General features: G+C 69.9%; 22 protein-coding genes and 4 pseudogenes. 12 read left to right on the plus strand and 14 right to left on the minus strand.

What is annotated here, in order from left to right; genetic code table 11:
- Window positions 1-32: 32 nt before the first annotated feature.
- From IPQ09_08345 to IPQ09_08365, 5 genes and pseudogenes are all read left to right on the plus strand, one after another.
- Complete coding sequence (locus IPQ09_08345; GenBank protein ID MBL0194221.1) at window positions 33-629, plus strand: polyhydroxyalkanoate synthesis regulator DNA-binding domain-containing protein; 597 nt, start codon at window positions 33-35, stop codon at window positions 627-629.
- A 97-nt stretch (window positions 630-726) separates the two neighbouring features.
- Window positions 727-1,369, plus strand: a pseudogene (locus tag IPQ09_08350) (sigma-70 family RNA polymerase sigma factor).
- 67 nt (window positions 1,370-1,436) lie between these two features.
- Window positions 1,437-2,327, plus strand: coding sequence for a zf-HC2 domain-containing protein (locus tag IPQ09_08355; protein ID MBL0194222.1), 891 nt, complete (start codon window positions 1,437-1,439; stop codon window positions 2,325-2,327).
- An 81-nt stretch (window positions 2,328-2,408) separates the two neighbouring features.
- Window positions 2,409-3,365, plus strand: a complete 957-nt coding sequence (gshB, locus tag IPQ09_08360; GenBank protein ID MBL0194223.1) for a glutathione synthase — start codon at window positions 2,409-2,411, stop codon at window positions 3,363-3,365.
- 41 nt (window positions 3,366-3,406) lie between these two features.
- Window positions 3,407-4,468 carry an FHA domain-containing protein gene (locus IPQ09_08365; protein MBL0194224.1) on the plus strand — a complete coding sequence of 354 codons (1,062 nt, stop codon included), beginning with the start codon at window positions 3,407-3,409 and terminating at the stop codon, window positions 4,466-4,468.
- A gap of 85 nt (window positions 4,469-4,553) precedes the next feature.
- On the opposite strand, the gene IPQ09_08370 is transcribed toward IPQ09_08365, so the two are convergent.
- Window positions 4,554-5,336, minus strand: a complete 783-nt coding sequence (locus tag IPQ09_08370; GenBank protein ID MBL0194225.1) for a hypothetical protein — start codon at window positions 5,334-5,336, stop codon at window positions 4,554-4,556.
- Between the two features lie 121 nt (window positions 5,337-5,457).
- On the minus strand, window positions 5,458-6,210 hold the full coding sequence (locus IPQ09_08375) for a glycerophosphodiester phosphodiesterase (protein ID MBL0194226.1): 753 nt from the start codon (window positions 6,208-6,210) through the stop codon (window positions 5,458-5,460).
- Between the two features lie 143 nt (window positions 6,211-6,353).
- Here IPQ09_08375 and IPQ09_08380 point away from each other — a divergent pair, with 143 nt between their 5' ends.
- The 3 genes from IPQ09_08380 to IPQ09_08390 all read left to right on the plus strand — a co-directional run bounded on the left by IPQ09_08380 (window position 6,354) and on the right by IPQ09_08390 (window position 10,912).
- Entirely contained in the window at window positions 6,354-7,232 is an 879-nt protein-coding gene (locus IPQ09_08380) for an MBL fold metallo-hydrolase (protein ID MBL0194227.1), read from the plus strand.
- 55 nt (window positions 7,233-7,287) lie between these two features.
- Window positions 7,288-10,257, plus strand: a complete 2,970-nt coding sequence (locus IPQ09_08385; protein ID MBL0194228.1) for a PD40 domain-containing protein — start codon at window positions 7,288-7,290, stop codon at window positions 10,255-10,257.
- A 106-nt stretch (window positions 10,258-10,363) separates the two neighbouring features.
- On the plus strand, window positions 10,364-10,912 hold the full coding sequence (locus IPQ09_08390) for a hypothetical protein (GenBank protein MBL0194229.1): 549 nt from the start codon (window positions 10,364-10,366) through the stop codon (window positions 10,910-10,912).
- A gap of 9 nt (window positions 10,913-10,921) precedes the next feature.
- Here IPQ09_08390 and IPQ09_08395 read toward each other — a convergent pair whose 3' ends face one another.
- Together IPQ09_08395 and IPQ09_08400 are read right to left on the minus strand one after the other, a co-directional pair.
- A complete protein-coding gene (locus tag IPQ09_08395; protein ID MBL0194230.1) occupies window positions 10,922-11,722 on the minus strand; it encodes a hypothetical protein in 801 nt (266 codons plus the stop codon).
- A gap of 158 nt (window positions 11,723-11,880) precedes the next feature.
- Window positions 11,881-12,261 carry a hypothetical protein gene (locus IPQ09_08400; GenBank protein ID MBL0194231.1) on the minus strand — a complete coding sequence of 127 codons (381 nt, stop codon included), beginning with the start codon at window positions 12,259-12,261 and terminating at the stop codon, window positions 11,881-11,883.
- Between the two features lie 487 nt (window positions 12,262-12,748).
- On the opposite strand from IPQ09_08400, the gene IPQ09_08405 reads away from it, so the two are divergent.
- Window positions 12,749-13,108, plus strand: a complete 360-nt coding sequence (locus IPQ09_08405) for a hypothetical protein (GenBank protein MBL0194232.1) — start codon at window positions 12,749-12,751, stop codon at window positions 13,106-13,108.
- A 222-nt stretch (window positions 13,109-13,330) separates the two neighbouring features.
- Here the strand turns inward: IPQ09_08405 and IPQ09_08410 are convergent, their stop codons facing one another.
- The 7 genes and pseudogenes from IPQ09_08410 to IPQ09_08440 form a co-directional block, all read right to left on the minus strand.
- The gene (locus IPQ09_08410) at window positions 13,331-13,717 is read right to left on the minus strand and encodes a hypothetical protein (GenBank protein MBL0194233.1); all 387 of its coding nucleotides are present in this window, start codon (window positions 13,715-13,717) and stop codon (window positions 13,331-13,333) included.
- Entirely contained in the window at window positions 13,714-13,962 is a 249-nt protein-coding gene (locus tag IPQ09_08415; GenBank protein ID MBL0194234.1) for a type II toxin-antitoxin system CcdA family antitoxin, read from the minus strand. The genes IPQ09_08410 and IPQ09_08415 overlap by 4 nt, the downstream gene beginning before the upstream one ends.
- A 134-nt stretch (window positions 13,963-14,096) precedes the next feature.
- Window positions 14,097-15,026, minus strand: coding sequence for a hypothetical protein (locus IPQ09_08420; protein MBL0194235.1), 930 nt, complete (start codon window positions 15,024-15,026; stop codon window positions 14,097-14,099).
- Window positions 15,027-15,762: 736 nt separating this feature from the next.
- Window positions 15,763-15,888, minus strand: a pseudogene (locus tag IPQ09_08425) (restriction endonuclease subunit S).
- Between the two features lie 151 nt (window positions 15,889-16,039).
- The gene (locus IPQ09_08430; protein ID MBL0194236.1) at window positions 16,040-16,858 is read right to left on the minus strand and encodes a hypothetical protein; all 819 of its coding nucleotides are present in this window, start codon (window positions 16,856-16,858) and stop codon (window positions 16,040-16,042) included.
- Between the two features lie 409 nt (window positions 16,859-17,267).
- A pseudogene (locus tag IPQ09_08435) lies at window positions 17,268-18,703 on the minus strand (N-6 DNA methylase).
- A gap of 124 nt (window positions 18,704-18,827) precedes the next feature.
- Window positions 18,828-19,070 (minus strand): hypothetical protein, encoded by a 243-nt coding sequence (locus tag IPQ09_08440; GenBank protein MBL0194237.1) that lies wholly within the window; start codon window positions 19,068-19,070, stop codon window positions 18,828-18,830.
- Between the two features lie 355 nt (window positions 19,071-19,425).
- On the opposite strand from IPQ09_08440, the gene IPQ09_08445 reads away from it, so the two are divergent.
- From IPQ09_08445 to IPQ09_08455, 3 genes are all read left to right on the plus strand, one after another.
- Window positions 19,426-19,629: a hypothetical protein gene (locus IPQ09_08445; protein ID MBL0194238.1), complete on the plus strand. Its 204-nt coding sequence runs from the start codon at window positions 19,426-19,428 to the stop codon at window positions 19,627-19,629.
- Window positions 19,613-20,035, plus strand: a complete 423-nt coding sequence (locus tag IPQ09_08450) for a hypothetical protein (protein ID MBL0194239.1) — start codon at window positions 19,613-19,615, stop codon at window positions 20,033-20,035. The genes IPQ09_08445 and IPQ09_08450 overlap by 17 nt, the downstream gene beginning before the upstream one ends.
- An 811-nt stretch (window positions 20,036-20,846) precedes the next feature.
- A complete protein-coding gene (locus IPQ09_08455; protein MBL0194240.1) occupies window positions 20,847-21,290 on the plus strand; it encodes a hypothetical protein in 444 nt (147 codons plus the stop codon).
- Window positions 21,291-21,795: 505 nt separating this feature from the next.
- On the opposite strand, the gene IPQ09_08460 is transcribed toward IPQ09_08455, so the two are convergent.
- From IPQ09_08460 to IPQ09_08470, 3 genes and pseudogenes are all read right to left on the minus strand, one after another.
- Window positions 21,796-22,098: a hypothetical protein gene (locus tag IPQ09_08460; protein ID MBL0194241.1), complete on the minus strand. Its 303-nt coding sequence runs from the start codon at window positions 22,096-22,098 to the stop codon at window positions 21,796-21,798.
- Window positions 22,099-22,137: 39 nt separating this feature from the next.
- Window positions 22,138-25,630, minus strand: a pseudogene (gene hsdR / locus IPQ09_08465) (type I restriction-modification system endonuclease).
- A 265-nt stretch (window positions 25,631-25,895) separates the two neighbouring features.
- Window positions 25,896-26,894, minus strand: a complete 999-nt coding sequence (locus IPQ09_08470) for an Rpn family recombination-promoting nuclease/putative transposase (protein ID MBL0194242.1) — start codon at window positions 26,892-26,894, stop codon at window positions 25,896-25,898.
- Window positions 26,895-26,904 lie beyond the last annotated feature (10 nt).

Here is a 26,904-nt window from a genome sequence, read left to right on the forward strand (position 1 = left end):
GGACCATCGGCAACCGTGGCGGTGGAGGGCAGATGGAAACCAGCAAGTCGGAAGTGGACGCTGATCGGCCGCGTCGCGTCATCAAGCGGTACTCGAACCGCAAGCTCTACGACACGAAGGACAGCCGCTACGTCACTCTGCTGCAGATCGCCGAGATGGTGCGCGCGGGCGAGGAAGTCCAGATCATCGACAACAACACGAAGGACGACCTCACGGAGGTCACCCTCGCGCAGATTATTTACGAAGAGAAGAAGGCGAACAGCCGCACCGTCCCCCTGCAGACGCTGAAAGAGCTGATCCACCAGCGCACGGAGAAGGTGCTCTCCGACCTCCGCGAGGGGCCCATCGGGCGCCTCATCCCCGGCGGAAAGGCCGAGGAAGACGCCCCGCCTCCAGCGCCGCCGCCTCCGCCGCCGCCTCCGCCGCCGCCTCCCCCCGCGGCGTCACCGAAGGCGAGCCTCGTCGACCAGGCCAAGCTCACTCTCGAGGAGTGGCAGCAGCGGATGGACGACCGCATCAAGAGCGTCGTGCCGAGCCTCCTGCCATGGCACGAGCTCCAGCAAGAGGTGCGCCGCCTCGCGACCCGGGTCGAAGCGCTCGAGGCCAAGCTCCGAAAAGACCAGCGCTGAACACGCGCCCAGCGCGCGGCCCAGCAGCTCGTCGTCCCGGGAATACCGCGGCGCATCGCCCGGTTGGACCTCCTGAAGGGCGGCGCTTACCATGGGCATGTTCGGATCTGCCGCGAAGGCCAAGATGAAAGACACGTTCGTCGACGACGCCGTTGCCCACCTCGACGCACTCCATGCGGTCGCGTGCCGCCTCACGCGCAACCCGACCGAGGCCGAGGATCTCGTCCAAGACACGCTCGTCAAGGCCATGCGCGCGCGGGACCAATTCCAGGCCGGCACGAACATGAAGGCGTGGCTCTGCCGCATCCTCACGAACACCTTCATCAACAAGTACCGACGGGGCGGGCTCGAGCGCGCCGTCCTGGACGGCCCTGAACGCCGATCCCCTCGCCGACGGCTGGGTGGGCGCCTCCACCATGCGGCAGCTTCGCGATCCGGAGCAGGTCGCCCTCACCCCGGTCGTCGCCGCCGAGGTGCAGCGAGCGCTCGACGAGCTGCCCGCCGAGTTTCGCCTCGCCGTCATCCTGTCCGACGTGGAGGAGTTCTCCTACGAGGAGATCGCGCAGATCATGGGCTGCCCCATCGGCACCGTGATGAGCCGGCTCCACCGCGGCCGAAAGCTCCTGCAACGTTCGCTCTACAACCATGCACTAGCGCTCGGCATCGTGAAGGGCGAGGAGCGGGGCCCGTCGCGGCCCGCCGACCTCGCCGAGTTCCGCCGGCGCAAGGGAGTCGCGTGATGCGCTGCGTGTCCGTGTGGGGTCCCCAATGACGCCGTCGTGCCATGAGAACGCAAGGCTTATCGGAGTGCTGCTCGACGGCCAACTCGACGCGGTGAAGACCCTCGACGTCGAGGAGCACATCGCGGTGTGCGAGTCGTGTCGCGAGCGCGTGCTGCTCGAGCGGGCCATTCGCGGCTCGGTGAAGCGGGCGGTGCGCGAGAGCGCCGCGAGCGCCGCCTCGGCGGGTTTCCGCGAGCGCATGTTGGGCGCGATGTCGGCCGAGCGCGACCGCTTGGACGCCCTCCAGCACCGCGAGGAGGAGGCGATCTCGGTGGCGTCGGCGTCGCTGGCCACGAGCGTGGTGCTGGCTCCCAAAGAGGGCAAGCCGGTCCGGCGCGGCCTCTTCTCGTGGCGGTCGGCTGTGCCGCTCGCCGCCGCGGCGGCCCTCGTGTTCGCCTGGGGGACCGTCTCGCAGGGGCCCGGTCCGCGCGGCGTCGCCGGCGCCGCACGCGCTGGCTTCATCGGCAACGAGACCCTCTCCGACCTGCTGGCGGAGCACTCGAGCCCGCTCCCCCCCGAGCGGACGAACGCGAAGGACATGCGGTCGCTCGAGCGCTACGTGGGCGTGCCCGTGCGGGCGCCGGCGTTCAAGAGCCCGCGCGCGCGCTTCGTGGGCGGGCGCCTCTTCAACGTGCAGCGCGAGCACGCGGCGATGCTCCAGTACCAGCTCGGCGACGGCCGCGACGGGGCGAGCGTCCAGCGGGTGACGGTGTTCATCTACGATCCGCAGCGCATCCGCATCGCGAGCGACGGGCTCTCTCCGCGCGCGGTGGGCACAGCCGAGGTCCACGTGGGCCAGGCGGGCGGCCACTCGGTGGCCGTGACGCAGCGCGAGGGCGTCGGGTACGCGCTCGCGACGGACCTCGATCCCGAGGCTAGCGCGCAGCTCGCCGCGTTCACCGTCGACGACGAGTAGGCGAGGCGCGGGCTGGCGCGGTCTCGCGCCCCGCGGCGCGTTCTCGGCTGGTCGGAGCGCCGAGGTGCTACCTTGGGCGCCATGCGCTTCGTCTACCTCATGGACGCGATGGACCGCGTCCTGCCCGACAAGGACACCACCTACGCCTTCCAGCGGGCCGCGCAGGCGCGCGGCCACGAGGCGCTGCACTGCGAGCTGCGCGACCTCTTCGTGAAGGACGGGGAGGTGCACGCGCACGTCCGTGGGCTGGTGGTCGAGGCGGCGCCTCCCTACTTCCGCATGGGCACGCCCTCCCAGGTGCGCCTCGCCGACGTCGAGGCCGTGTTCATCCGCAAGGACCCGCCGTTCGACGACGCCTATCTGTACGCGACCTTGATGCTCGAACGCGCCCGCGGACGCACGGTTATCATCAATGATCCTCGCGGGTTGCGCGACGCGAACGAGAAGCTCTACACGCTCCACTTCGCGCGCCACATGCCCCGCACGCTGGTCACGGCCCGCGCCTCCGAAGTCACCGCGTTCCTCGACGAGGTCGGCGGTCGCGCGGTGGTCAAGCCCCTCGACGGCGCCGGCGGCGCGGGTGTGCTCCTCCTCACGAAGGGCGACAAGAACACGAAGAGCATCCTCGAGCTGCTCACCAGCGAGGGGCGCAAGCTCGTGATGGCGCAGGAGTTTCTGCCCGCGGTCACCGCCGGCGACAAGCGCGTGTTGCTCCTCGACGGAGAGGTGCTCGGCGCGATCAACCGCGTCCCCCAAGGCGACGACATCCGCTCCAACATCCACGTGGGGGGGCGCGTGGAGCCGTGCGAGGTCACGGAGGCAGAGCGCGCGATCGTGGCCGACATCGCGCCGAGGCTCCGCGCCGACGGCCTCGTGTTCGTGGGCCTCGACCTCATCGGCGGACGCCTCACCGAGGTGAACGTCACGTCGCCCACCGGCATTCAAGAGCTCTCGCGCCACCGCGGCGAAGACGTCGCGACCCGCGTGATCGAGTGGGCCGAGCGGAAGGCGCTCGAGCTCCACCCCTCGCTGCCCTGAGCCCGCCTGCGCCCACCGGCGCGCCGCCCCGCCCCCCCCGAATGCCCGTCACCCTCGCCGTCCTCTCCAAGCGCTTGCCCAGCCCGGGCACCTCGACGCCACCGTCCGCCGAGGCCGGCGCGCGCTCCGAGCGGGCCATCACGTTCGACGCCACGCGCGTCGTGCTCGGGCGCGCCGCCTCGGCGGACCTCGTGTTGCCCGACGCGAGCGTGAGTCAGCGGCACGCCTCCATCCGCACGAGCGGCGCAGAGTACGCCGTCGTCGACGAGGGCAGCACGAACGGCACCTTCGTGGGCGAGGTTAGGCTCACGCCCCACGTACCGCGCCCCCTGCGGAGCGGCGATCGGCTGCGACTCGGTCGGGTGTGGGTGGAGGTACGCTTCAACGCCGCGCCGGCCACGCGCGATCTCGGGCTCGCCACACGCGAGCTGGCGATGGCGATGGCCGCGGACCTCCTCGGCGGTGTCGACCAAGCCGTCGCCCGCGTCGAGGTGCACGGCGGCCCCGACGACGGCGCAACGATCGCCCTGACCGAGGAGGGCCGCGCGTACATGGTGGGCCGCGGCGAAGGCTGCGACCTGCTGCTCACCGATCCCGACACGTCGCGCCAGCACGTGCTCTTCGTCAGGCGTGGGGAGCAGACCTACGTGGTGGACCTGGGCTCGAAGAACGGCGCCTACCTCGGACCCGACCGCCTCCCCGCCGAGCGCGAGGTGCGCGTGGCCTCGGGCCAGACGATCGCGCTGGGTCGCACCCGGCTCGTCCACGAGGAGCCCCTCGCGCGGGTGCTCGCGAGCCTGTCGGCCGCCCCAGACGACGAGGTGCTCGACGAGGAGCCTCCGCCGCCGCCTCCGCCCGCGAGCGCCTCGGTCCTGGCCGCTGCCACGGCCCCCGCCCCGGCGTCCGCGCCACTCGCGGCAGCAAGCGACGCGCCGCCCACGAGCGCCTCGGGCGGCGCGCCGCGATCGTCGCCGCCCGCGTCACGCCGGGCTCCCCGCGCCCGCGGCCCGAGCGCCGCCGACGTCGCCGTGGTGCTCGGCGCCCTCACGCTCATCGGGCTCAGCGCGGCCGGGCTCTACTGGCTGGTCGGCCCGGGGCGCTAAATCAGCGTCCCAACTGCGATCATGTCGCCGGCTCGGCCGCCGCCGTCCTCGACTCCGGGCTCACTCGAACCGCGTCCGCCGGCGTTCACTGCTCGAAGCAGTAGAAGCGGGCCGTCTTCTGACAGCTGGCAGCGCCGGCGCTGCTCCAGTTCCCACGCAGTCCCCCGGCGGATCCGATCCGCCCGAGGTGGTCGACCTCGGTCCCGCCCGCCCAGGAGTTGCAGTGACCCGCGAAGTCGATCGTTCCGTCCGCGAACGTGCCGGTCCACACGGCGTCGTCGAGACCGGGCGCAACGGCGGGGAGCCCGTTCGCGCCGAGCACGATGGGCTCTTCGGGACCCAAGACGATGGCCGCGCGAGAGGGGAACACGAGCGCGCCAAAGGTGCCCGCGACCACGCCGGGGAGACGCCACGACGCGCCGTCGGGCAGGCGACTGCCGGCGCTCACCGTCGGGACCGAGAGGTAAGCGTACCAGGTAGAGCCGAGCGCGCGGGCCTCGGTCGCGCAGCGGGCGTCGGCTTCGAGCTGTGCGTCCACGGTCGTTCCTGAAGCGAACGTGCCGGGGAAGGTCGCCTCGGTGAGAAACACACGCTTCTTCGCGAGTCCGGCGTCAACGCGGCTCGTGTCCAGCAGCGAGGAGTCCTCCACGCTCGCGTCGAGCTCGCCGGGGGGCCTGACGTCCGGGTCCAGGCTGCTCGGGAGCGCGCGGTCGACGACGGCGCCGTCGGTCGCCGTCGTCACATCGAGAGGCACCGAAGCCTCGGCCGAAGCGCCCGCGTCCGCGTCCGGTGCCGTACCAAACGAGGAGCACGCGATCCCGAAGGGCGGGGCCGCGGCGAGCGCGAGGACGGCGTACCGAAGATCCATTCCGTAGGAATAGCACTGGGGAGAGGCGAGCGCGCGACGGCCCGCCAGCCGGACCGCGCGGGGCTGATCTGCTCGGTCGTGTCGCCCCTTCCCGCGGGGCCGCGGGGCTTTTACATCCGATCTATTCCTGAGCGCGATAGGCGCGCGCCACCGGCACGATCGCGCGCGGATCGTTCGTGACGACGCCGTCCGCGCCGAGCGCGAAGAGCCGCGCCGCCTCGGCGGGATCGTCGATGGTCCAGTAGTCGACGCGCACGCCGACCGCGTGGCACTTCGCGATGAAGCCCGCTCCGTCGAGCCGCAGCGGGCCCTGGTGCGTGGGGATCTGCGCGGCGTTGCCGCGGGGCGCGAGCCGCTCGAGCACCGCGAGCGGCAGAGCGCGAAGCAACACGACCTCCGAGAGGCCGAGCCCGGTGTTCGCATGGCCGAGGGCGCGGACGGCGCGCACGTTGGACGAGAAGAAGCTCGTGAGCCGCACGCGCTCGCCCGCCGCACGCTCCCGCACCACGCGCACGACGGCCGCGGCCGCGCGGGCGTCGCGGGGCTTCACGTCGATGTTGAAGAACGCCGTGGGGAAGGCGTCGAGGGCCTCGGCGAGGGTGGGCACGCGGTGCTCACCGCGCGCTCGGGGGTGCGTCGCGCCCGCGTTCCATCGTCGCAGCGCCGCGAGCGGGGTCGCGTCGACCCGGGCAGGCTCTCGGCAGCAGCGCTCGCCGGTGTCGTCGTGCGCGATCACCACCGCGCCGTCGGAGGTGAGATGGACGTCGGTCTCGAGCGCGTCGGCGCCGGCCTCGAGCGCGCAAGCGAACCCCTCGAGGGTGTTCTCGGGCCGCTCGGCGGGCGCGCCGCGGTGCCCATAGACGACCTTCTTCACCGCGCCTCTTCCATGCCCACACTAGTAGTCGTTGAATAGGCCGTCCATCCACGTATTTCAGGCCACGGGACACCCCACCCACGATGCACAACCTGTACGACCGAGTCTTTCCCCGATGGGCGCCAGAGCACAGGTTCCGCCCGGTGCGCTCGAGCGCGACCGTCGACGCCGCGTCGACGCTCTCGCTGCGCTGGCTCGGCACGGCCAGCTTCGTGCTCGAGAGCGCGACCACCACCGTGCTCATCGATCCGTACCTCACGCGCAAGCCGCTCCTCGCCATGCCGTTCGCGCACGAGCCCGACGACGGCGCGATCTTCGGCGCCCTCCCCGACAAGGTCGACGCGGTGCTCTGCGGGCACTCGCACTACGATCACGTGGCCGACGCGCCGCGGATCGCGAAGCGCACGGGCGCGAAGCTCGTGGGGTCGGAGAGCACCTGCGCCTGGGGCGCCGCCGAGGGGCTCAGCGAGTCGCAGCTCGTGCGCGTGGGGCCGCGCGGACGCACCCTCGAGGTGGGCGACATGACCGTTCGCTTCATCCCGAGCCAGCACGGGAAGGTCGCGTTTCACCGCGTGCCGTTCCCGGGCTTCGTGACCGAGGCGCCGAGGCTCCCGCAGCCCGTCTGGGCCTACAAGATGGGCGGCGCGTTCGGCATCCACGTGCGCGTGGGCGCGCTTTCGGTCTACCACAACGGCAGCGCCGACCTCATCGACGCGGAGCTGCGCGACGTGCGCGCCGACGTGCTCCTCGCCTGCCTCGCGGGCCGCCGGGGCACGGAGAGCTACCTCCGGCGCCTCGTCGATCACCTGCACCCCGGCCTCGTGGTGCCGACCCACCACGACGCGTTCTTCGCGCCGCTCTCGCGGGGCGTGCACCTCTTGCCGCGCATCGACCTCGGGGGCTTCCTCGCGGAGACCGCGGTGTACGCGCCCGGCGCCACCCGCGTGACCGTCGACTACCTGGAGACTCTCTCGGTGCCGCTCGGCGACGCCCGCGGCGCGGCGCTCCTCCCACGCGCGTGACGCCCGCGCAGATGTTGCGGCGCCGAGGCGAGTCCCCACGTAGACTGCGCGCGCCGTGCGCCGCGCCCACACGCTCCTCGCCGCGCTCGCCGCGCTCGCCTCGCTGACCTCGCTTGCGACCCCGGCGCGCGCGGCCTTCGACCCCGCGCTCAAGTGGAAGTCCCTCGAGTCGAAGCACTTTCGCGTCACGTTCTACACGGGGCTCGACGACGTCGCGCGGCGCGTCGCCGACCTCGCGGAGGCCGCGCACGACACGCTCGCGCCGCCGCTCGGCTGGGCGCCCGAGGACAAGACCGAGATCCTCATCAACGACACGCCCGACTCGGCCAACGGGTCAGCCACGGCGCTGCCCTACAACGCCGTGCGCTTGAACGTGACGGCGCCCGACGACCTGTCGCCGCTCGGCGACGTAGACGACTGGCTGCTCGCGCTCATCACGCACGAGTACACGCACGTCCTACACCTCGACAACATGACCGGCTTGCCCGTGCTGGTGAACCGGGTGATCGGCAAGACCCTCGCGCCGAACCAGGTGCAGCCTCGGTGGATCCAAGAGGGCACCGCCGTGTACTTCGAGAGCACCCGCACGAGCGGCGGGCGGCTCCGCTCGAGCCTGTGGTCGATGTACATGCGCGCCGACGTGCTCGGCCAGAACTTCGCTTCGCTCGACCAGTTCTCGAACTACGTGCGGCGGTGGCCGCAGGGGAACATTTGGTACCTCTACGGCTCGTATTTCATCCAGTGGGTCGCCGAGACCTACGGCGAGGAGACCCTCCGCCGCATGTCGGAGGAGTACGGCCGCCAGCCCATCCCGTGGGGACTCTCGCGCACCATTCGCCGCGTGACCGGCAAGACCTGGGACGAGCTCTACGTCGGGTTTCGCAAAGAGATGGAGCGGCGGGCGCACGCCACGAAGCGCGCGGTGCTCGCGCGCGGCCTACGCGAGGGCGCGCGCGTCACCTTCGTGGGCCAAGGCGCGAAGTACCCACGCTGGATCCCCCGCGGCACGTACCCCGGCTACGAAGACAAGCTGCTTTACTATCGCGAGGACGCCGACACGCGGCCCGGGCTCTACGCGGTGGCCGTCGATCGCGACGCGACCGGCGCGCCCGTCGTGGGCAAGGAGCCGCCGCGCGCGGAGCTGCTCGTGCGCACCGCGGGCGACGCGGCCGCGAGCTTCGCCCCGGACGGCTCGCTGTTCTACAACACGCCCGCGTTCTACTCGAACCTGTTCACCTACAACGAGCTCTACCGGGTAGGCCGCGGCGAGAAGAGCCCCTCGGCGCTCGACGGCGTGCCCGAGCGCCTCACCGACGGATACCGCGCCATCGATCCCACGGTGTCGCCCGACGGCCTGCGCGTCGCGTTCGTCACGAACCACCACGGCACGCGGTACCTGCAGCTCGCCGAGCTTGGCGGTCCCACGGGCCACGCCATCACGAACGTGCGCGCGCTCGTGCAGAGCGCCCCCTACGAGCAGGCGTTCACGCCGCGCTTCTCGCCGGACGGCGCCAGCGTGGTGTTCAGCCACTGGGCGAAGGGCGGCTACCGAGACCTGTGGCTCGTCGACGTGGCGACGGGCCGCGTGCGAGAGCTCACGCACGATCGCGCCGTCGACGGCGGCTGCTCGTTCTCGCCCGACGGGCGGCGCGTGTTCTACCACTCCGACCGCACCGGAGTGTCGAACGTGTACGCGATCGAGCTCGCGACCGGCGCGGTGAGTCAGATCACCAACGTGCTCACCGGCGCGTTCTACCCCGAGGTCTCGCCCGACGGCCGATCGCTCGCGTACATCGGCTACACGAAGGACGGCTTCGACCTCTTCGTGATGCCGCTCGACCCCGCGCGCGAGCTCTCGCCGGCGCCCTACGTCGACACCCACCCGTCGCCGCCGCGCGTCCCGGCCGCCACGAACTACGAGATCACCCCCTACTCGCCCCTCCGCACGCTGCGGCCACGGCGCTTCGCCCTCTCAACTTCGCCCGGCAATTTCGGGCAGCTCGTGAGCGCGCAGGTGTCGGCCAGCGACATCTCCGGCATGCACGGCGTCTCCGCGACCCTCGTGCAAGAGCTCGAGCGGCCCGAGGTGCAGGGCACGCTCGCGTATGCGTACTATGGGCAGCGGTTCGACACGTCGGTGAGCGCCTCGCGCACGATCACGCCGCGCCAGTACCAGCTCGGCTCGGCGAAGCTCGCCGCCATCCAAGAGACGACCGGCTTCCAGACAGGTGTATCTTACACGCGCTCGCGCCTCTACGACGCGCAGACCTTCGCGGCGTCGTACACGCTCCAGAACTTCGGCATCAAGCTGCCCCTCGCGAGCGAGCGGCTCGACCCCTACGAGACGCCCCAGCGCCTGCGCACGGGGCTCGCGGGGGTCGTGGGGCTCGCCTACACGTACTCCAGCGCGGAGCGCTATCTGCGGAGCGTGGGGCCGGAGCGCGGCGGCTCTGCGCAGGTCACGATGAACCTCTCGAACCCGGCGCTCGGCGGCGAGTTCGAGGGCATGAGCGCCACCGCCCGGGTCGCGCAGTACTTCCACATGCCGTGGCTCTCCCACCACTCGCTCGCGGTCAACCTCAGCGCGGGCACGAGCGGGGGCTCCTACCCAGGCAAGTCGGCGTTCTTCGTAGGCGGCTTCGTCGACGTGCCCCTCCTCGACACCGTGACCGACTCCCTCGTGCAGAGCGGCATCGTGCTCCGCGGGTATCCGTCGGGCTTCCAGGTGGGGCAGCACTACACGCTCCTCAACACCGAGTACCGCTTCCCCATCTGGAACTTCGACCGCGGCTCCTCCACGCTGCCGTTCTTCCTGAACCGCCTCACGGGCGCCGTGTTCTTCGACTACGGCGCGGCCTTCGACACCTTCGAGGACGCGAAATACAAGAGCGGCACGGGCGGCGAGCTCTGGCTCGACACGTTCCTCGGCTACGGGCTCCCGCTCACGTTCCGCCTCGGCTACGCGCGCGGCCTCGCGAGCGAGGGCACCGACAAGGTGTACGTGGTCGGGGCGATTCCATACTAACGACCTTGCAGAGCCGCACGCGAGGCGACCTGACCGCCAGGGCGACCACGGTCCGCGGCCGCCGCAGAACTTGCCTTTTCGCGCGCGGCATAGAATGGGTAGGGTCATGCGTCCTCTGGTCCTCGCGCTGCTCCTCTCGGCCTCGGCCGCCCCCGCGCTCACCCTCGGTGCGACCGGGTGTGCTGGGCAGTCACGCCCGGCCCGCATGCGCGAGGCGGCCTCCGAGCTGAACCTGAACGCGCGCTTCGGCCGCATGGAAATGGCGAGCGAGCACGTGGCGCCCGAGGCACGCGAGGCGTTCTTCAAGCGGCGCTCCGTGTGGGGCGGGCGCGTGCGCATCGTCGACTCCGAGCTCGTCGGCATCCGCTTCGAGAAGGACGACTCCGAGGCGCGGGCCACCGTGGCGGTCGCGTGGCAGCCGGTCGACGACGGCGACCTGCGCACCACAACAGTCACCCAGACCTTCAAAGACAAGCGAAACGGCTGGCTCCTCGTGTCGGAAGAGGTCGCGGGCGGCGACGTGGGCCTGTTCGGCGGGAAGGCGGCGGCGCCGAAGGACGTCCCCAAGAGCGCGCCCCGCAAGAACCAGTTCGACACGATCCGCCTCGGTCAGGGCGAGCCCACGAAGCCCTCGGGCGACGACTCGGCGCCCTGACAGCTACTCCTACTTCTGGAAGCAGTAGAACCGTCTCTTCAGGCTGCACGGCCGACCACCGAGCGAGGTCCAGTCGGTCGGGAGGAACGACGGGATGCGCCGCGCGTTGCCGGTCGTGCCAAAGTCGTTCGCTGCGGCGGAGGTCCAGCGCGCGCAGTTGTTGCTGAGCGAGGCCGAGCCGTCGCCGTTGGTCCCGGTCCACACCCACGCCACGACGGAGTTCTCGTCGAAATCGACCTGGGCGCCGGAGCCGGTGCGGTCCATTTGCACACGCGGGCCCTGGGTCAGGAGCTCCGCCTTTGACGCGGCCACGAGGACCGGCGCGCTGCCGTCCACCCCGCCGGGGAGCGCATAGGCGAAGTCCGAGATGCGTGAGGCCGCGTTGAACTTGGTGCCCGTCGCGGTCTCCCAGGAGAGCCACGCGACGTAGGTGCCGGGCAGCGAGTTGGCGCGCGCCTCGGTGGCGCACACCGCGTCTGCGGCGACCCACGGATCGCCCGCGCCCGCGAAGGCTCCGTCGACCTTGGCGTCGGTCACGAAGACGAGATGTGCGGGGCTCCCTGCCGCGTCCGGCGCGGGCGCGTCGGGGACGGAGGTGTCGGGGACGGAGGTGTCGGGGACGGCGCTGTCATTCGGAGGGGGCGCCGCGTCGCTCGGAGCGGTCGCTGTGGTGGTCGCGCTCGGCGAGGGGGCCGCGTCAGTCTTTTGCGCCGTGGGTTCGTCGCCGACGCAGGCACCGAGGAGCCACGCAGCGGCGAGCGCGGAGACGGAGATCGAGGGCAGGAAACTGGGCACGCGGCGAAGGAGCATCCCCCCTACGGTAGTAGCGCGAGGCGCGGACGGCAAACGGCTCGGCGAGGCTCGCGGCGCCTGGTCGCGATGGCTCGCAGACTTCGCCTCGCGGGGTCGTGCTCGGGTCGCACGAGTAGCGAGTGCCTAGCGGACGCGGCTCCGCGCGTCCTCGGACATCACCGGATGACGCAGGCCCCCGCGACGCACGCGGCGACCTTGTTCCCGCAGGGATCGGCGAAGCATCGAACCCCGGGACCGGCGCAGGTCGGGTCTGGAGCGCTCTGGGTGAGGGCTCGGCAGTCGCAGCCCGTGCAGTAGTCGGAGAAGAGGCGACAGTCCGCGTCGGTCACGCAACCGGGGTCGGCGACGCAGACCGCGCGGCGCTTCTGCACCTCGCAGTGGGTGCCCGAGGCGCAGCGCACGAGCGCGCAAGCGTTGGTCCCTTTGAGGGCCTCTTCGCTCGTGCCGGTACCCTCGTCGACCTCGGCCGCGCAGCCAACGACCGCGAGCGCGGTCACGACACCGAAACAGACACTCCCGAAAACTCGCTGCATCATGGTGAAGCCTCCCCAACGCGCTAGGCGCGCCCGAGCTGTAGCGCACGCCGGGCCGGCGTCAAGCAGCGAAAGACCGGCTCATGGATGGCTCACCACCTGGGTCAAGGCGCCTTCCTCGTTTAAGCGAAGGCCCAAGGCCCCCCCAGACGAAGCCCTCCTCTCGAACGCCGCGGTGCCCGACTGACGCTCGACCTCCGAGACGACCTCGGCCTTCGACCTCGAGGCCGACACGAGCGGGAGGGTCTTCAGTGTCTGCTCTAGCTTGGGCACGGTGTTCGTGGTCGAGCTCGTCTTTGAGATAGGCGTGGCACCGGCGTGCGGCGGGAGCGTCACGTCCTCGCCCAGGCGAGCCTCGAGCACCCGCGCACGGATCGCGCGCCCGGATCGAGAAATCAGGCCGGCGCACGGTGGCACGCCGGTCCCCACGCGGTTTCCCGGGAACTGCGGGGGAAGGCGGCTGGCACGACGCCTGCACTAGCGAACCTCTATGAAACAGATCCTATCTATTATGTTCGTCGGCATGTTGGTGGCCTGCGGCGGCGTGGCGATCGAGTCCGCGTCCGACTCGGGGGCGGCCGACTCGGCCCCCACGAGCGACGCTTCGGCTGCGCGCGACTCGGCCTCCGACGCGCGGGGCCCGAAGGACGCGGCGATCGAGACCGACGACGCAGGCTGCCCGGTCGACTTCGCCGCGGCCGCGGGCACGCCGTGCAGCCCGCCGGGGCGCGGCTGCGGGACCTGCACCGATCCTTGCCAATTCTGCCGCGTGCTCCGCTGTCAGCTCGGCAAGTGGGAGAACCTCGAGGTGTTCCCGCTCCCCTGCGACGCGAGCGCCGAGGGCGGCTGAGGGGGCGCGTCGGCAGAGCCAGGGGTCGGCCGCGTCGCTCACGGGCGGGCCCTCACCCCTCGCGGGCCCTCACCCCTCGCGGGCCCTCACCCCTCGCGGGCCCTCACCCCTCGCGGGCCCTCACCCCTCGCGAAACGGCACGAGCCCCACGCGCCCCTCTCCCACGAGGGGAGAGACGCGTCCGCGACCGCGACCGGTGGCGGCGCCCCGTAGCATGGGACGTCAGGATGTGAGAACACTGACGCCGATGGCGTGTGCGGCGAGCGCCTCAAGATCGTGCGCGTCGGACGTAAGAACAGTGCCATCCGGCTCGGCATAGGCAACGACGAGGGCGTCCACGGCGGAGCTTGTCTTGGCAAGCCGACGAAGTTGAGCGGCGCGACGGGCGAGCGATTCGGGGAGATGTTCGATGATGTCGCAGGTCTTAAGGAACTGATTCGCTGGGGCATCTCGTCCGGCGTGACCCTGAAGACACTCGACGAGCACGACCGCGGGAACGCGAGGAGGCCACTGACCGGTGCGCAGGAAGGCCCGAATCCGAGTGTTGGTGTCCTTGGACTGGCGCGCGAGGAGGGAAACTCCGCCAGAATCGAGAACGAGAGTATTCATCCGACCTTCCGAGTGGACCGGCGGGCGCCCTTGCGAACCCACGCGTCGGCGCGGGCCTGTTCCGCCGGTGTCGGCTCGCCGAACTTGTCGGTGAGGCTCGCGAGGTACTTCTCCGTCTCGGCGAGCAGCTCCTGCCGGCGCAGCTCGGCGGCGAGCGCCTTCTGCAAGATCTCCGAAACCGGCAGACCGCTGGCCTTGACCTGCTGGTAGAGCTGCTCGGGAAGGTAGACCTGCATGCGCGCCATACGCCTAAGTATACACCGAGCGAGCACGGCCTGCACGTGCGCAGGCTCGGCGCAGAATTGGCGATGGAGGTGTGGGTCAGCTGTGGGTCGGACCCGACGCCACACCTTGAGCTCGGGCCGCGCTCCGGTCCACGCTACTGAAGTACCACCTGTCCACCCCAATCTCCCGTTCCGCCCGACGACACGCTCAGGCTAATGTCGAAGGCTCCGGCGTCGAAGGACTTGCTCTCATAGGTGCCGGCTCCAATCAGATAGGAGCCGACCGGCAGCTTCGTGAGCGTCGCAGTCGGCACGGTAGCTGTCCCATCGGCGAAGTCGTACTCGCACGAGAGCACATGCACGGGGTATCCTCCCGTCTTCCAAAGCGTGAAGCCGATCTTGCCGACCTCCCCGGATCCTCCGCTCCACGAAAGGACGATATCCTGATTGCGGGGGAGGCGTTGACCGCTCACGAGGACCGGCCCGGTGACCGTAAAACTCTTGGGTGTTCGGAGGGTCTCGCGGAAGGCAGGCACCGCGCCGCCCGTTGTCGTAATCGTCACGTCCTCCCCGCCCAACCACCCCGGGATGGGCGCTCGCGGGTAGCGCCCCAGCGGGTTTTGAGCGAGAGTGATCCCACCAGTCGGCAGGAAACTGCTTGTGACTGTGATGGTGCCGGCGGACACCTCGCCCAGAACCGTACCGTCGCGGGTTGGGCACGCCCGCAGAAGGCACGCCCCCTCCGTCGTGGTGACACAATCTCCGTCCGTGTAATAGCCAAATGCGGCGCCCACAACCGTCTGATCGCCACCGTCCGGAAGTCTGCTCATCTGGGCGAAGACGCCCCCCTTCGGGACGCCGCCCTCGATCGATGCGGCATCGCGCCCGCCTGCGTCGACGAAGGGCGGGCGGGCATCGACGGGCGTGGCGGCGTCGACCGAGCCGGGGCTACCACCATCCCGCCGGGAGATAGGTGCGTCGGAGGACGCGTCGGAGGATGTTGCCGTGGCGAGCAGGGTGCCGTCGCCTCCGCAGCCCACGAACCACACTAGGAGAAGGAATCCTGCAATGGACGACGCCGCCATGATCGTCTTCGGCGATGCAGCCCTGTGCGAAGCGTGCCACCTCATACTGAGGGAGCGAGCAGAGCACGGAGCCAGAGTCGACACTTCGGACGCCATCTCGAGCCCGCCGACACGACCACTTCGGTGAGGGGTAGGTAGAGTGCCAGTCATATCCATTGTCCTTACGAGCAGAGGTCTCACTATGGCCGGCCTTGGCCGGTAGATGGTCGACCGTTGGGCAATGAGAGCCGAACGTGTGGAACGCAGCAAACCTAGCTAGGCTCGTCGACCAGGGCCTGTCCCTATATTCGGGAAGGGGGCATCTTTCCCGTAGACGTGCCCGTGCCCGGCGTCTGGGAGGTGCCCGTCGTGGCTGGACCGTCAGCCTTCAGCGCCGTGCGTGGCGCAGAAATGGGCACGAGCAAGAAGTCGGGCACGGGCACGTTTACGGGCGAGAATTCAGGGACAGGCCCTCGGCCGGCAAGATGGCCGGGCATGTGGCACGCCCTCATGCAGGCGACGTGCCACGGGATCGACCCTACACATTGCTCAGAAATGGCTGTCGCTGCTGCCTAAAACAGGGTCGATGGTTCAACCAGTGTAGCGTCACGTTCACACGGACGACCGAGACCGCACAATCGCGTGGGCGCTGAACGACGCGATCGCGGCGGCCAGCTTGGCGCGGCCGGGCGTGTAAGCGCCGCGGCGGGGTGAGGGCGCGCGACGCCGCGCGGGCAAGGCGCCGGGACCCCGCCCCTCATTGGCGGGCCTTGGCGGGCGCGGCGGTCTCGGCGGCGCGGAGGCGGGCGAGCATGACCGCGGCGGGCTCGTCGGTGGGGTCCTGGGGGACGAGCTCGCCGCGGAAGGCCTTGGCGAGGATCGTCCCTTCAAGCTGCGGCACCAGGGCCTCGGTAGAATCGACGAACTTCTTTAGGGCATCGGAGCGACACCACGCCGCCTCAATTCGAGCGGCGGTCAGTTGCTGTTCCTCCAACGGCGCGACGGCAAGTGGAAACGGCGAATCGACCCGATGTTCACATGTGGTGACGTGGAACCACCTCTTCCCGCCGCGCTTGCCTGGAGACAATCGGGGAGTTCAACGCCCAGCCATGACGAACCCTGCCGGAGACCTGTTCGGCGACGCGAAAGTGCATCATGCGCTGCGAGATGCACACTTCGACTCGGTCAGGGACAGGCGCTGCGATCCCGAAACGCTCGCCCTCTCGCGAATAGAAGATGTCTCCCGCTTCTGGAACGAGGCGGCTTACCTGTTCGGCATACGTCTCGCGCGCGACACATCGTGCCTGTGCCAGAAGGAGCCTCCCAGGGATTACGTCCGCTGTACGAATTGCAGGGAGACCGGCCGCAACGTAATCGGGCGTTCGGTGAAGACAGTCCACGATGTGAGTCGTGACCTCCTCCACACTCGCCCAACACCACCCCTCCGGCAACTCCGGCAACCCCGTCGCATCGACCGGCTCGGGCTCCTTGTACTTCCCCTTCCACGCGTCATCCCGCGGGGCCTTCCCCTTGGCGGTCATCTTGGCGAGCTCGGCCTCTTCCCACTTCTTCCGGCGCTCCACGCGGATGCGCTTCAAGAGCTCGCTCGCGGGCTCCACGTCTCTGTTCTTCGCGCGCCAGTCCTTCGTGAGGTCCCCGCGAAAGGCCGCCGCGAGGATCGACTGGCGGAGCTTCTCGAGCAGCGGCGGCACAGCGTCGAGCGCCGCGCGGGCGCGACGGGAGCGAGCTTGGAGGGATTCGAGCTTGGCGACGATGCGGCGTTGTTCGTTGAGGGGGGGGAGCGCCGTGGGCCATGACGACATACGGTCAGCCCCAAGGTGGTTGATGCCCACTCCCTTCCCCGCCGCCGCGAACTTTCCGAGGCGAGCGTCAGCGAGGAAGTGCAGGTGCAGATACTCAGGGTCCGGTCCTCGCGACCGAACGCGAATGAGCGTGTTCTGAAAGCAGCAACCGTCAACTTCGTTTCGCCAGAGCGCCGGCTTCCCGACCTCACTCGCGCTTCCGGACGCTTCCGGATAAGAGAATGTCGCCCCCTCAGCTCGTAAGACACGAACTCCCTTGGCGAGAAGTCCATCTCCTTCACGTCTTCGAGGCTAATCCCATTCCACGTTACGTTCGCGGCTCGCATGTAAGGCCGCATGTGTTCGCCCTTCGCCCTGTCTGGCGATCGCTGGCGCCCTAGTCGCACCTCTGCCACTTCGTCGAGGCGTACCCGAAGCCACCCGTTCGGAAGAGGGTCGCTCACGCCCCCAGCTCCTCTTGCAGCGCCGCCATCTCCTCCAGCGCCACCGAGAGCTGCGCGACAATCTCCGCCGCGATCTCCTCCGGCTCCGGCAAGTCCGCGTGGTCGGTCACGCTCTCATCCCGCAGCCACGAGATATCCAGGTTCTCCCCCCGCTTCGCGATCTCCTCCCGCGTGAACTTCCGGAACCTCCCGTCTCGCCCTGGTCCTTCCGCTTGCTCTTCCCTAGCGGATCCGCCCCGTAGGCCTTCTCGAACTCCGCGAAGTGCGCGCGCGTGAACGGCGTGCGCTTGCCGAAGCTCGGCATGTTGGTGCGCAGGTCGTAGAACCACACGGCCTTCGTGTTGCCCTTGTCCTGCTTCTTCTCCCCCCGCGTGAAGAAGAGCACGTTGGTCTTCACGCCCTGCGCGTAGAAGATGCCCGTGGGCAGCCGCAGGATGGTGTGCAGATCGCACTTGTCCATCAAGTCGGCGCGCACCTGCTTTCCCACGCCCTCCTCGAAGAGCACGTTGTCCGGGAGCACCACCGCCGCGCGCCCGCCGGGCACGAGGCCTCGGTAGATGTGCTGGAGGAACACGAGCTGCTTGTTGCTCGTGGGGTACGTGAGGTCGTCGCGCGTGGGGGCGCCGCCGCCCTTCTTGGTGCCGAAGGGGGGATTCGTGAGGATCACGTTCGCCTTCGGCAGGTTGGCGCCCGAGGGGCCGAGCGTGTCGCCGAGCACGAGGTCGCCCTCGATGTCGTGGAGCATGGCGTTCATGAGCGCCAGGCGCTGCACGTCGGCCACGAGCTCCATCCCCTGGAAGGCCTCGCGTCGCTGGAAGTTCTGCTTGGCCACGGGCAAGTCGTGGAGATCGTCGGTGTTCGCCTTCACGTACCTGTCGGCGTTGATGAGGAATCCCCCGGTGCCGATCGCGGGATCTTGGATGATTTCGCCCGGCTGGGGCTTCACGAGGGCGACCATGCTCTCGATGAGCGCGCGCGGCGTGAAGTATTGCCCCGCGCCGCTCTTGGTCTCCTCCGCGTTCTTCTCGAGCAGGCCCTCGTAGAGGTCCCCGAGCCCCTCGGACTTGGCGCTGTACCAGTCGAGCGCGTCGATCGCCTCGACCACCGTGCGCAGGTTCCGCGGCTGCCGGAACGAGGTGCCCGCGTTGGCGAAGATCGCCTGCACGCGCCCCGAGCCTTTGCCGCCGAGATCGATGAGGAGCTTCTTGTAGAAGTCGAGCAGCTCCACGCCCTCTTTGTTGACGAGATCGCCCCAGCGATAGCCCTTGGGGAGCTGGTCCTCGGTGCCTGTCTCCTTGGTCATCTTGAGGAAGAGGAGATAGGTGAGCTCGGTCACGTACTGGAGATACGTGATGCCGTCGTCACGGAGGACGTGGCAGAGGTTCCAGAGCTTCTGGACGATGTCGTTCGTGGTCGGCGCGGCGGGTGGCATGTCGGGGGCGAAGGTAGCATGGGCGCGCGCCTCGCCGGCCTGTGCCCTGCCCGGCCCGCCTACTCCTGCGTCGAGCGAGGGATCCGGACCACCCACAGGCGCGTGGCCCAGCGGAGCGAGAGCTTCAGCGCTCGCGAGCGCGATGCACGTCCTCGGGGGCGATCCCGAGGTCACGACCGGACAGGATGTCCTCGATCCTCCGATCGACCTCAGGCGGCACCGTCTCACCCGAGGTGTCCTCCGGCGCGCGCACCATCACCAGGACGGCGGGGTGGCTGCGCATGTCCTCGGGCCACTGCTCGAGCGCCACGCGCTCCGCCTCGGTGGTCTCGGCGGTGTCGAGCTTGCGCGCGGTGTTCGGCGACATGGTCGAGGTCTAGCACGCGTCGGCGAGGGCGCGCGCGGTGAGCGCCCGCGACGCTCGCGGCCCTCACCCCCTCGCGCAGCGGCACGAGACCCACGTGCCCCTCTCCCACAAGGGGAGATGGGCCCCTTCCGGAGCAGCTCGTGTGGCCCCTCTCCCCTTGTGGGAGAGGGGCACAAGTCGCCCGCGCCGCTCACGGGCGGGGTGAGGGCTCACGGGCGTGGTGGGTGGGTCGCCCTTGTCTTCCGGGCTCGACGCTGAGCTGACGGCCCTTGGCGGCGGCGAACACCGGGCGCCCCGCGCGCCCAGATCGCTCGAGCGCACGGCAGGTCGGAGCAGGACGTGCTATTTTTCGAGAATGGACAACGGGCCCGCGGCCCGCGCCGCGCGGCGCCGGGCGACCTGGAACTGGGAATGCCGAGTCGCGAAGACCTTCGCGGAGCACGAGCAGGACGGCCTCGATTTTTGGGCGGATGCGCCGAGCTCGGCGAAGCTCGACGCCATGTGGGACCTCATCGTCGAGGCTTGGTTGCTCGGAGGAAAGCGTGGACCTGCCCCCTGATTTCAGGCATCTGTTCTCGAAATTCGCCGCTTCGAGCGTTGACTACTTGATGATCGGCGGCTGGGCGGTGAGCTTCCACAGCGAGCCGCGCTATACTAAAGATCTCGATCTGCTCTTGGTCGGGAGTGACGACAATCTCGCGAGAGCGGCGGAGGCCCTCGGCGCCTTCGGGGCGCCACGTTCGGTCATCGACCTGCTGCTCGCGCTCGGGCCGGAGGAGTTCAGCTCACTCGTCGCCGTCGCAGGCCAGACGCTCGAACGCGTCCCCGCGGCTCACGCGAGTCCATCGAGGATCCCTCGCGACCTCCGCAAGCGCCGCGCGGTCCTCGTCGCCAAGCGCGGGCCCCTCCTCCGCGGACGCGAACGCGAGGGAGACGGCCTTCTTTGCGGTGGGAGCCATGACTGAGGAGTAGCGCGTCAGGGCGCGCCCGTCACCCACGCCCCGCGACACGTCCGAGAGGCAGCTCTGACGCCGTCGGTGAGCTGCGTGCCGCGGAGGCGCGCCCGTCACGGACCGCTCGGGTTGCTCGGTCACGGCGCCGGAGGTATCGTGCTCCGCATGAGCGCGGGGTCTCCGTTGGGGTGTGCGCTACGCGAGCAGCGTGACGCCCTCGGCTGTTCAGCCGAGCGACTCGCCGCGCTCTCCGAGCTGCCCGTCGACAGAGTGCTCGCCCTCGAGCAAGGCGCGCAGGCGACGACCCGTGAAATCGCGAAGCTGGCGTCAGCCCTCGCCGTGGATCCCGCCGCGCTGTGGCGAGGCGAGGTCAGCCTGCCTCGAACGACCGCGCGATTCCGTGCGCCGAGCGGCGTCGCGTCCTCGCGGAGGGCGACGCGCGGCTGCTCGCGCGGGCCGCAGAGGCGGGGCGCGTCCTCGCGCATCTGCGCTCGCTGCGCGGCGAGGAGGCGGCGTCCGTCGTGGCCCGGAGGAGGGTGTCCGGCGTCGCCGGGTGGCCCGAGCCCTGGGACCAGGGCTACCGGCTTGGCGCGAGGCTGCGAGCCGACCTCGGGCCCGGCAAGGCGCCAATTCCTTCGGTGCAGCGCCGTCTCGGGGAGCACGGCGTGCACGTCGCCTGGAGCGCGTTCGAGAGCAGCGCCGTGATCGCGGCCAGTCTCTACGAGCACGGCGCGGCGCCCGTCATCCTGCTCAATACGAGGTCGCCGAGGGCGAGGGCGAGGCTCCACGCCGAGCTGTCCTGGCTCAGCGAGCTCTGCCATCCGTGGTCGACGGCGGCGAGACGGACCTGCTCACGCTCGTCTCCCGCGGCGTCGACGCGACCGAGGTCGAGCAACGGGCGAACGGCTTTGCCCCTAGCTTCATCGTGCCCGGAGGGTGGATATCGCCCCACACCACCGACGTCCGACAGCTCGCTCTCGACGTCGCCACGGAGTGGGGGCTGAGCTTCGAGGGCGCTCTCTGGCACTTGAAGAATGCGCAGCACATCGGGGCGAGGGATGTCGAAGAGGAGCTGCGGCGGGAGGCCGTCGTCATTCCAGAGGGTGCGTTCGAGGGCGACATCGAGCGCCGAGAGCCGGCGCATCTCCGTCTGGACGTGACGATCGGTCCCCTCGCATACGGGGCGCTCTCCGACGTGACACTCGGCGCCTTCGAGGCCGACATGATCTCCCGAGGTCGCGCCGTCGAGATCCTCGCGCTCGCATGACGTGGCTCGTCGACGACGGGCCCCTCGGCCTCCTCGCGCGCACGTGGGGACCGTCCTGGTCGTGGCCTCCCCGGGGAGAGGGGCGATCACCGTCGTGCGGGAGGGGGGTGGGGCCGACGGCGCAGCGAGTGACAAGTCGGGAGGCGGGACCAAGCTCCTCGCCATGTGCGCGCCGTCCAGTCTCCCGAGCGTCGCGGTGCACGACTCCCTGGTGGGACGAGGCCGCGGCAGTCCGCTACGGACACCTCCGGCCCAGGTAGGGCCTCGCAGGCGACGCGCGACCTCGGGCGAGGAGACGCCTCGATCGCGGGCCGCGCTCACGGAGTGCCCCAGGGAGGGCGACGCGGTGCTCGCCACGATGGACAAGCGCGCGGCCTACACGCCTGCGGCGAAGGCTCGCTGGGGCGAGTGGGGACCCCGTTCGACTTATGGGATCACCTGAGAGGGCCGGCGCTCGTGTCGCGCGCAGCCATCGAGCGCTCGCCGACCTCACCACGAAGCAGGATCACGGGCTCGCGGATGTGCCACTTACACAAGCGGTAGAGCGTCCGACCCACGCGAGGGGAATGGGCACCGCCGCGCCGCCGAGAGGCGGGCGCATGGCCCCGCGACGGGCGGGGTGAGGGGCTCGCGGGCGCGACTCTCGCGGGCGGGGTGAGGGCTCGCGGCCCCCCACCGGACGGGAGCAGGGCCCACCAGGGCGCAGGCGAGAGAGCCCCCCCCCCGCACGGCTCGCGCGCAGCGCCTCCCAGAGGACCGTCTCCGATCGCGTCTGAGTCCTCCGCAGCTCCCGGGCTCGCTCCGTCATTCTCCGCGCCATCGACCTCTCCCGTCACGCGCCCGTCAGCTATCCCACGTCCCGCCAAACCTCTTCCGCCAGCTCCCCCAGCAACATCTCGAGCTTCCCGTCGAACACCTTGTTCAGCCGCGCGAAGCCGCCGTCGGTCTTGAACTGTCCCGCATCCAGCGAGGCCTTGTCCACCACGGTCTCGAGCTTCACCTGCTTGGCGATGCGGTCGAGCCACTTGGCCTGGGGCTCGGTGAGCTTGTGGGCCTTCCGGAGCCGCGCCACCGCGCGATCCACACGCTCGCCGTAGGGCACGAGCGGTGAGCCGAGCGCGGCCTGGCGGATGTAGCCGACGATGGTCGCGGCGACGTCCTCGTTCTTCTGCTCTTTCCATGCGGTCTGCACCGACTTTTCGCCGTAGCCCTCCTCGTCGAGCGCGAGCTTGAGCGCCTTCAGGTCCGCGCGCGTGAGATCGCGCGGGCGCTGCACCACGACCAGCAGCGCGGGGAGCTGGTTCATGTGGCGCGTGACGAAGTCGCGGAAGGACTCCAAGTAGTCGGCCGGCGGGCGACTCCCGTGTTTGCCGTAGCCGCGCGTCACCTCGCGGAGGCCGTCGGCGTGCTCGGACACGAGCACCTTGTACTCGCCGCCGCCCACCGTGCGGTCGAGGAACGGCGCGAGGGAGGGGTGGGCCCGCAGGTAGGCGGCCGCGTCGAGCAACGTGCCGTGCTTCAGGAGCTGCGTGAGCTCGCGGAGGTCCATGCCCGCCGCGCCCTGGAAGGGCTCCTGCGCGTCTCCTTGGAGCGCCCGCTTCTTGCGCTGGAGCTTGGCGAGGAGCTCCTCGAGCGACAGGCGCCGGTGCTCGTCGTTCTTCCCCTCAGGATCTCCTTCGTGAGCTGCTCGAAGGTCACCTTCGGATTGACCACGACCGGCTTCATGTCGGTCACGCTCTCGAGCGCGGCGTAGAGATCCACCGCGTCGAAGACGCGAAAGCGCTCCTTGCCTATCTCGGGGCACAGGCGCGTCGCGCGCCCCAGCATCTGCTCGTAGAGGATGCGGCTCCGCACGCGGCGCAGAAAGACCAGGTTGGCGATCTTCGGCCGTCGATCCCCGTCGTGAGGAGATCGACCGTGACGGCGATGTTCGGGTGGCGCTCGTTCCGGCAGCGGCGAATGGCCTCGAGCGGCCGGTCGGTGGTCCCCGTGATCTTGAGCACCGCGTCGTCGTCGACCTCGCCGAACTTCTTCGTGAGCTCCCCCTTCAGCAGCGTGACGACCATGTCGGCGTGCTCGTCGGTGGCGCAGAAGACGAGGGTCTTCTCGTCCTCGCTCGGATCGATGTGGTTCTGGACGAGCTTCGGCGAGCACGACGCGGTTCCAGCCCCTCGGTGATGACGCGGCGGTTGAAGGCGTCGATCTCGAAGTCGACGTTCTCGGCGAGCTTCTCCTTGTGGAGCGTCTGCGCCTTGCGATCGAGGACGAGCACCTCCTCGTGGGCCTCGTAGTGAATGCCGTCGTGCGCCTGGTGCGTGACGATGCGAATGGGCGGCTCGTGGTCCACCAGGAAGCCGTCCACGACGGCCTCGCGGTAGCCGTAGGAGTACACCGGGGCGCCGAAGATTTCGCTCGTGTGGAGCGCGGGTGTGGCGGTGAGGCCGATCTTGGTGGCGTCGAAGTGGTCGAGCACGCGCCGGTACTTCGAGATGTAGTCGTCCTCGTCGCGAAACTCGAGATCACGCTCGGAGAGCTCGCGGTCGAGCAAATACCCTCGATGGCACTCGTCCACCACGACGCAGTCGTACTGGTCGACGGGCGGGATGTTGGCCTCGCTCGCGTCGTCGTGAGGGCCGAGCACGCGCTTCACCATGGCCTGGATCGTGGCCAGCTGGAGCTTGGTCTCGCGGTCCGGCTTGAGATCGCCGAGCTCCTTCACGTCGAAGATGTCGGTGAAGGTCTGCAGGTTCTCGAGGCGGAGATCCTTGAGCGCGTCCCCGGTCTGGCGGCCGAGCGCGCTCCGGTCGACGAGGAAGAGCACGCGCCGGAAGCGCTTCGTCTTGAGCAGGCGATACACGAGGCCGATGCACGTGCGCGTCTTGCCGGTGCCGGTCGCCATGGCGAGGAGGAGCCTCACGCTGCCCCTCCTCGAGGCCCGCCTCGACGGCGAGGATGGCCTTCCGCTGGTACGCGCGGTCGATGTACGGCATCGGCTCGACCTGGAGCTTCGCGTGCGCTTCGTCGACGTCCTGGCGCAGGAGGTCGACGAGCCCGTCGGGCGTATACCAGCCCTCCAGGGCGGTCGGATGATTCTGGGGCCGGCGCGCGTCGAGAAACCAGATACCGCTCTTCGCGTGGAACTGCCGGAGGTACGCGCGGCCGTTCGTGGCGAAGAGGAACGGCACTTTGTGCGCTCCCCACGGTGCCTCGGGGAGAGACTCGCCGCCCTTCACGAGGTATCCCGCGGAGTACCGCTTGGCCTGGGGAATGACCCCCGACACGTCCTTGTGCTTGCGCTTCGCCTCCACCACGCCGACCACCTGGAGGCCGGCGAAGAGCACGTAGTCGGCCCAGCCTTCCCGGCCGTCCACGCGCGTGGGCCACTCGGCGATCGCGAGGTTCTTGCCCTTCGTGGGGCGCGCCCCTCGCTCGAACGTGAGCCGTTGGGAGTCGGCCTCCCAGCCCGCCGCGCGGAGCTGATGGTCAATCAGCCGCCGCGTGGCGGCCTCGTCGAGCTGAATGTCCTCGCTCGCCTTGTGGGCGACGCCGATGGTCTGCGCGAGCGCGGCCGGAGGCATCGCGACCGCCGCGGCCTGGAGGGCCTCGAGCTCCTCCGCGAGCTTCTTGTTCTGGGCGAGGAGCGCGGCGCTCTTCTTCGCCTCGGCCTCGAGCTGCTCCTTCGCGAGCTCCTCCCAGATCGCCGCGTCGTCACGCGCCTTCTGCGCGCGCTGCTCGGCCGTCGTGCGCCCCGCGAGCTCGGCCTCGGCGGCCTCGCGCGCCTCCTCGATCGCCCGCTGGGCGGCCTCGAGATCCTTCGTGCGCGCGCGGACGTCGTCGCGCAGGCGCTGGATCTCGTCCTCGAGGGCGGCCTCGGGGGCGCTGCGGGGAGAGGGCGGCACGAACGGGCCCGGATCGAACTTGCGGTTGTTGCCGAAGCTCCGCTGAAACCAGACCCCAGCTCGCGCGCCATGCGGAGCTGGTGGAGCGCCTCGCCGTGGTCTCCCCGGCCCTCGTGCACCGCGGCGTTGCCGACCCGCCGGAGATCGTGAAAGAGCGAGCGCTGCGTGGCGCCGATGACGTTCCGCTCCCAGAGCCGATCGATGAGCTGCTGCTGCCCGTCCTGAGGCCCCACGAAGAGCCCGACCTTGGCCGCCGCGCGCTGCGCGAGCTGCTCACCGAACGCGCGGAGCTTGAAGAGCGTGACCGAGGATCCCCGCGAAGTGCTCCTCGGCCTGCGTCGCGAGCGCCACGAGCCGCGCGTCGTGGTGCGCGAGATAGGCGAAGTTGGGGTGCGGGCGGGCGGCGGGGAGGCATGGGCGGAACGTGGAGGATACACGGATCGAGGGTAGGTTCCCAGGTGATCGGGCCAGTGTCCGACTCCCTCCACGGAGCGAGCGTCATTGACGAGTCGAGCGCGCGGATGCTTCGCGGGGCTCGAGGGGCGCCGGCACGCGGGGGCGCGGGTCGACGTGCGCACCGGCGTTGCCAAGCCAGCGCCAACCGGCGACGCTCGGCGTCGCGCTGCCCGACTGGGATCACCTCTACGAGGCGGCATCCGTTGAGCTCGTCGTCTCTGCGGACGCGAGGAACGTGACGCGGACATCTTTACCCCGACAGGACATCCTCCAGCGTCGCGGCGGTGAGCACCCGCTCCGCCCAGGTGTCGAGCGTGGCAGCGTCCGCGGCGTCGAGTCGCGCGTTCGCACCCTCGGGGAGCGCACCGAACCGGAGAGCGAGCTGCTTGCGCAACATGACACGTCGACCTTGGACCTCTCCGACGATGATTCCTCGTGCCTCTCCCTTTTGCATCAACTCTTCGCCTGCGGTCATGAGCGTCTCCTTCAAGCGTTCGTCCGGGAGCGCCCCACGAAGCTGTTCCAGTACGATCCGCGACTCCGCGGGGTGGACCATCATCACATAGCGCAGGACGGTGTCCAGCGCCGCCCTCCCGTGTGGCGCCATCATGACCTCGAGCGCCACGTCCGCCCACGCGCCCAGATGGCGCACGAGCTCCTCAGGGTCGCGCGCGCGGCGGAAGCAATAGAGCACCAACCGGCCGAGCGCGGACATCGCGCGCGCGCGAAGCGTTTCGTCGGTCTCGGTGACGAGCTCGTCGAGCACGAAGCGATGGCGCAGCACGTGGGCGCCCGCGGCGAGGAGGGTCGCTTCGTCGAGATCGTACAGCTCCTCGAGCGAACGCGCCGCCGTCCAGCCAGCGTCGCCGTGGTGAAGGACGACAGGGACGAGCGCGGGGAGCACCGTCGCGCCGGGGTTCTCCTTCAGCCACGACTCCCAGATGCGAACGGCATAGACCACCAGCCGAAAGGGCATGAGCGGGTGCGGGGTGCTCTGATGCTCGTAAAGGAGATAGAGACGGGCCTCGCGACCCGAGAGCGACACGCGGAACAGAAGATCGGTGTGGCGGCTCTTGAGCTCGGCGTCCACGAACGAGCCAGGGACGGCCTCGAGCGTGTCCCAGGAGAACCGCGCCGCGAGCCCCTTCGGGAGCGCCGTGCGGAGCGCTCCCTCGGCGTGCCGCGGGTCCGCGAACGTGGACTTGAAGAGAGCGTCGTGGGGGTCGGGGGCACGTGCCCCGTATGGCAAGTTCGATGCC

It is taken from the genome of Myxococcales bacterium (assembly GCA_016720545.1).
In the GTDB taxonomy this organism is placed as follows: Bacteria; Myxococcota_A; Polyangia; order Polyangiales; family Polyangiaceae; genus JAAFHV01.

Excerpts from the sequence above, each read along its gene's own strand:
- IPQ09_08420 (MBL0194235.1), bottom strand. The coding sequence starts at position 15,026 with ATGGCGGCGTCGTCCATTGCAGGATTCCTTCTCCTAGTGTGGTTCGTG.
- IPQ09_08410 (MBL0194233.1), bottom strand. The coding sequence starts at position 13,717 with ATGAATACTCTCGTTCTCGATTCTGGCGGAGTTTCCCTCCTCGCGCGC.
- IPQ09_08440 (MBL0194237.1), bottom strand. The coding sequence starts at position 19,070 with ATGTCGCCGAACACCGCGCGCAAGCTCGACACCGCCGAGACCACCGAG.
- IPQ09_08405 (MBL0194232.1), top strand. The coding sequence starts at position 12,749 with ATGAAACAGATCCTATCTATTATGTTCGTCGGCATGTTGGTGGCCTGC.
- IPQ09_08370 (MBL0194225.1), bottom strand. The coding sequence starts at position 5,336 with ATGGATCTTCGGTACGCCGTCCTCGCGCTCGCCGCGGCCCCGCCCTTC.
- IPQ09_08460 (MBL0194241.1), bottom strand. The coding sequence starts at position 22,098 with ATGACGGAGCGAGCCCGGGAGCTGCGGAGGACTCAGACGCGATCGGAG.
- IPQ09_08365 (MBL0194224.1), top strand. The coding sequence starts at position 3,407 with ATGCCCGTCACCCTCGCCGTCCTCTCCAAGCGCTTGCCCAGCCCGGGC.
- IPQ09_08445 (MBL0194238.1), top strand. The coding sequence starts at position 19,426 with ATGGACAACGGGCCCGCGGCCCGCGCCGCGCGGCGCCGGGCGACCTGG.
- IPQ09_08395 (MBL0194230.1), bottom strand. The coding sequence starts at position 11,722 with ATGCTCCTTCGCCGCGTGCCCAGTTTCCTGCCCTCGATCTCCGTCTCC.
- IPQ09_08415 (MBL0194234.1), bottom strand. The coding sequence starts at position 13,962 with ATGGCGCGCATGCAGGTCTACCTTCCCGAGCAGCTCTACCAGCAGGTC.
- IPQ09_08345 (MBL0194221.1), top strand. The coding sequence starts at position 33 with ATGGAAACCAGCAAGTCGGAAGTGGACGCTGATCGGCCGCGTCGCGTC.
- IPQ09_08400 (MBL0194231.1), bottom strand. The coding sequence starts at position 12,261 with ATGATGCAGCGAGTTTTCGGGAGTGTCTGTTTCGGTGTCGTGACCGCG.
- IPQ09_08390 (MBL0194229.1), top strand. The coding sequence starts at position 10,364 with ATGCGTCCTCTGGTCCTCGCGCTGCTCCTCTCGGCCTCGGCCGCCCCC.
- gshB (MBL0194223.1), top strand. The coding sequence starts at position 2,409 with ATGCGCTTCGTCTACCTCATGGACGCGATGGACCGCGTCCTGCCCGAC.